Annotated in this window: 5 protein-coding genes; all 5 read right to left on the bottom strand. The window is 38.4% G+C overall.

Translation table 11 applies throughout. From position 1 onward, the window contains the following. Nucleotides 1-98 precede the first annotated feature (98 nt). Nucleotides 99-1,331, bottom strand: a complete 1,233-nt coding sequence (lysA, locus tag NZ519_12360; protein MCS7029547.1) for a diaminopimelate decarboxylase — start codon at nt 1,329-1,331, stop codon at nt 99-101. A 92-nt stretch (nt 1,332-1,423) separates the two neighbouring features. After that, entirely contained in the window at nt 1,424-3,190 is a 1,767-nt protein-coding gene (sdhA, locus tag NZ519_12365; GenBank protein MCS7029548.1) for a succinate dehydrogenase flavoprotein subunit, read from the bottom strand. 68 nt (nt 3,191-3,258) lie between these two features. Next, entirely contained in the window at nt 3,259-3,762 is a 504-nt protein-coding gene (locus NZ519_12370) for a succinate dehydrogenase hydrophobic membrane anchor subunit (protein ID MCS7029549.1), read from the bottom strand. Nucleotides 3,763-3,786: 24 nt separating this feature from the next. Further along, nucleotides 3,787-4,212, bottom strand: a complete 426-nt coding sequence (sdhC, locus tag NZ519_12375) for a succinate dehydrogenase, cytochrome b556 subunit (protein ID MCS7029550.1) — start codon at nt 4,210-4,212, stop codon at nt 3,787-3,789. A 118-nt stretch (nt 4,213-4,330) separates the two neighbouring features. Further along, the coding region (locus NZ519_12380) for a SpoIIE family protein phosphatase (protein ID MCS7029551.1) at nt 4,331-4,610 on the bottom strand (280 nt) is incomplete at its 5' end.

The raw sequence follows: 4,610 nt of genomic DNA on the forward strand, positions 1-4,610 counted from the left end.
GCAGCGTTAGCGAAGCACCGAAGCGAAGCGCAGTGCGGAATGCCCCGACCCTTGCGCAGCAAGGGGCACGCCCAAAATAAAAAAATTAAAGGAATATTCTAAAAGTCTATCATAATTTGATTTTTAATAATATCTTCTAATGTTTCTCTTTTACGAACTAAAAAAGGTTTGCCATTGTATATAATTACTTCCGCAGGGCGCAAACGAGCATTATAGTTAGAACTCATAGTAAAGCCATACGCACCTGCATTTTTGAAGCATAATATATCCCCTTCTCGTATTTCACTGATTTTTCTGTCATAGCCAAAAGTATCCGTTTCGCAAATGTATCCTACCACATTGTAAATTTTAGGCAGCCCTTGTGGATTACTTACGTTAATAATTTTGTGATAAGCATTGTAATACATAGGTCTAATAAGGTGATTTTGCCCTGAATTGACGCCTACAAAAACTCCTGTGGTCGTGTATTTTATAGTATTGACCTTGACAAAAAAATATCCTGCTTCACTAACTAAAAATTTACCAGGTTCAAACCAAAGTTCTAAGGTTCTACCATACCGATTGCAAAAGTCCATAAAAGCTTTGCTCATAATTTGCCCTAATTCCTCAATATCTGTGGCGATATCGTCATCTTTGTAAGGTACTTTGAAGCCACTTCCAAAGTCCATAAATTCGAGGTCAGGAAAGTGCTCTGCTAAATCAAATAACACTTCGGCACCTTGTAGAAAAACATTTGGGTCTAAAATATCCGAACCTGAATGCATGTGCAGCCCAATGACCTTGATATGATAAGAACGAACTACTCGTAAAATATGCTTTATTTGCTGGTATGAAATACCGAACTTAGAGTCTATGTGTCCAACTTGAATGTTAGCATTTCCCCCAGCTACAATATGAGGATTGATACGAATACAGCAAGGTACTGTATTTCCATACTCATGACCGAACTGTTCTAAGATTGAAATATTGTCAATGTTTACCATTACGCCGTACTCAACAGCTTTTTTGATTTCGTCAAAACCTACGCTATTAGGTGTAAAGAGTATTTCATGAGGGTCGAATCCTGCCATAATTCCAAGTTCTACCTCTTCAATAGAAACAGCATCTAAGCCTGTGCCTATTTTGCGCATAAATTTGAGAATAGATAAGTTATTGAGAGCCTTACATGCGTACTTTATTTTTAGTGGAACGGTAGCAAAAGCACTTATCAATCGTTTGTATTGACGGTCTATAATATTTGTGTCATACACGTACAACGGAGTTCCAAATTCATTGCAAATGTCTAGTACAGGTATTCCTTGTATGGTATAAGTATTTTGTTGAAGTTCCATAGTAGTTTTGCAAAAATAGAAAAGATTGAAATGTTGGGAAATTAAAAAAGCCCTCTTTCATTGAGGGCTTCAAGAGAGTATCATAAGTTAGGTTAGTATTTTCTCACACGAGGCTTGAATTTATCGGCGTATTCTTCGTTACTTTCCGCTAGTGCCATGTTTACGGGTCTATATTTTATTTCAGTATATCCGTTATCATCTGTGTAGAAGAAAGTATGCTTCATCCAGTTTGTGTCATCGCGTTCGGGGTAGTCTACTCGGGCTTGTGCGCCGCGAGATTCTTTACGGTTAAGTGCACTTACCAATACGGCTTCAGAAACGGTAACTAAGTTTTCTAGTTCTAAAGCTTCCATCAAGTCGGTGTTAAATTCTTTACCTTTATCTTTAATTTTAACTTTTCTTGCACGTTTGCGAATTTGTTCTAATTCTTTTACGCCTTCTTGCATAATTTCTTCGGTACGGAACACACTTGCGCAGCGGGTCATCATTTTTTGTAAGTCTTCGCGTACAATAGCGGCGCTTTCACCATCATTATTAGAGAAAATTTGGTTGATTTTTTCTTTGACTTTGGCATCGGCGTTTTTAGGTAAATGAGGTTTTTTAGTGCCTTCGGTTTCTAGTTCTTTGAGAATCTCTAAGGCGGCTCTTCTGCCAAAGACAACCAAGTCTAAAAGTGAGTTTGTGCCTAATCGGTTAGCGCCGTGGACGGACACGCAAGCACATTCACCTGCGGCATACAATCCTTTAACAAAGCCATCTTTTTCATTGCTACGTACGTGGCAGTTCATGTCGGTCGGTATGCCTCCCATAGCATAATGACAGGTTGGTGCTACGGGGATAGGACTTTTTGAAGGGTCTATGCCCAAGTAGATTTTAGCAAAAGTAGCAATTTCGGGTAATTTTTTCTCTATTTCGGCTAAGCCCAAGTGAGTTAAATCTAGGTGCACATAGGGTTGACCGTTAATTCCTCTACCTTCTTGAATTTCTTTGTATATGCATTGCGAAACCATGTCGCGTGGGGCAAGATCTTTTACTGTAGGAGCATATTTTGCCATGAAGCGCTCGCCGTTATTATTGAGCAAAATGCCGCCCTCTCCTCTTGCACCTTCAGTAACTAAAATGCCTAATCTGTACAAGCCTGTGGGGTGAAATTGAACAAATTCCATGTCTTCAGCAGGTAGCCCCTTGCGAAGGATGATAGCTACTCCATCGCCTGTATTTGCGTGTGCGTTAGAAGTAGTTTGATAAATTCGCCCAAGTCCGCCTGTGGCTAACATTGTAATTTTAGAGTGAAAAATGTGTACCTCCCCTGTGCGTATGTCCATAGCTACAATTCCTGCACACTCTCCCTCTTCGTTGATGATGATATCTAACATTTGCACTTCGGGGTAGAAACGTACATTTCGTTTTATACAGTTTTCGTAGAGAGTATGCAAGCATACATGTCCTGTTCTATCTGCTGCGTAGCAAGCTCTACGAACAGGGGCTTCACCAAAGTTTCGAGTGTGCCCGCCAAAGGGACGCTGTGCAATCAGCCCTTTTTCTGTACGTGAGAAAGGGACACCAAAATGCTCCATTTCGCGTATAGCTTTGGGGGCATCGTAGCACATTTGAGCAATGGCATCTTGGTCGCCTAAATAGTCTGCACCTTTTACAGTGTCAAAAGCATGCCATATCCAGTTATCTTCTTCTTCGTTACCTAAAGCGGCACAAATTCCGCCTTGCGCTGCACCCGAATGAGAGCGCAAAGGATGTAATTTACTTACCACTGCTACATTATATTTTTCGGCGCTTTCAATAGCGGCTCGCAAGCCTGCTAAACCTGCGCCTACTATTACTACATCATGCTCAATAATCATATCTTTCTTTTGTATATGAGAAATTCTAAATTTACAAAACAAGTAATACAAAGATAAGTTCAAACACTTTATGGAAGCCAAGCTACTGCTGCTTGACCCAAGTCTAATCCTGCTACAATAGTAGAGTAAGTGCCTATTACAAATAAACCTGCTGCTACCAACCAACATGCTGTAATCGCAATCGCCCTTGCTGTGCCATTTCTGACATAGTCAGATATAATGTTGTTAAGTCCGTAGAAACCATGATGCAGTGCAAAAACTAAAAAAAGAATGTTAAATGCTTTCCATAAAATTGCATAATTTGGGTCTTTAAGTCTTAACATAACCCTATCATAAGGAGTGATTTTGCTTTCATCAGGGTAACCCAAAGTGTTTTCTTTCATACCCTGATGTACATTCTCAATCTCTGCGCTACTAATGGACTTATGTCCTACAGACTGTGTAGTACTATTGTAGTGCTGTATCCAAAAATGAGTGGCTAAGAAAAATATCAATAAAGTTCCTGATATTCTGTGAAAAAACCAATTGAATGCATTAGACTTAGAAGATTGTCCATATTGATAATTTGCCATATTTTTTCTCCTTTCTTTTCATTTTTAACCTACTATTGCCATCAAGCTAGGATATCCTCCTATAATAACGATAAGAATTGCTAACCCTGCTGCTATGTACCACATTCTTTTTTGCTTATTTGACCAACCTAATAAATCTACTAACACAATTCTAAACCCATTGAAAGCATGGTAAGCACAAGCAGCTAAAAGTAGAATTTCTCCAACTTTGAATATAGGAAGATGATATTTTGCAATCAGATGATTGAACTGTTCAGGACCTTGAGCTAAGGCTTTTAGTCCCCAAACATGTAAAATTAAATATATCACGATAGCAATTCCCGTTAAACGGTGAAGTATCCATGCTATCATGTGCGGACTAAGCTTATATTTTACTCTTTGCATATCTGGTATTAAAATTTCGGCTGTAAAACTACGATACTTATTGATAAATTCAAACTTATGAAGCACACAAATACATTAATTTTTGAAATTAGTATTACAAGCTCGCTGACATTAGCAAATATGAAATCTTTTTGATAGAGGAATTGCTGTTTGTTTAGTAATTTACAATTAAACCAATCAAATCTTAAATAATCTTAAATCCTGCTAAAATAATATCATCGGTTTGTTCTGCTTGTCCCATCCACTCTCTTCCTGTCATGAGTAGAGCTTTCTCTACATCAGCAGCATTTTCATATTGATGTGTAACACGTATGAAAAGTTCTTTCAATCTTTTTATACCAAACCTTTTTTGGTATACTTCATCAAATTGGTCTTTAACGCCATCACTAAATATCCATACCCAATCCGCAGGCTGCAGTTCTAATTTACTGTCTACAAACTGGTTTTTGCTCCAAGGTTGTTTG

Source organism: Bacteroidia bacterium (assembly GCA_025056095.1).
Lineage (GTDB): Bacteria > Bacteroidota > Bacteroidia > JANWVE01 > JANWVE01 > JANWVE01.

What these genes read in the sequence shown, in the direction of transcription:
- sdhA (MCS7029548.1), bottom strand. Translation starts at nt 3,190, where the DNA reads ATGATTATTGAGCATGATGTAGTAATAGTAGGCGCAGGTTTAGCAGGC.
- NZ519_12370 (MCS7029549.1), bottom strand. Translation starts at nt 3,762, where the DNA reads ATGGCAAATTATCAATATGGACAATCTTCTAAGTCTAATGCATTCAAT.
- lysA (MCS7029547.1), bottom strand. Translation starts at nt 1,331, where the DNA reads ATGGAACTTCAACAAAATACTTATACCATACAAGGAATACCTGTACTA.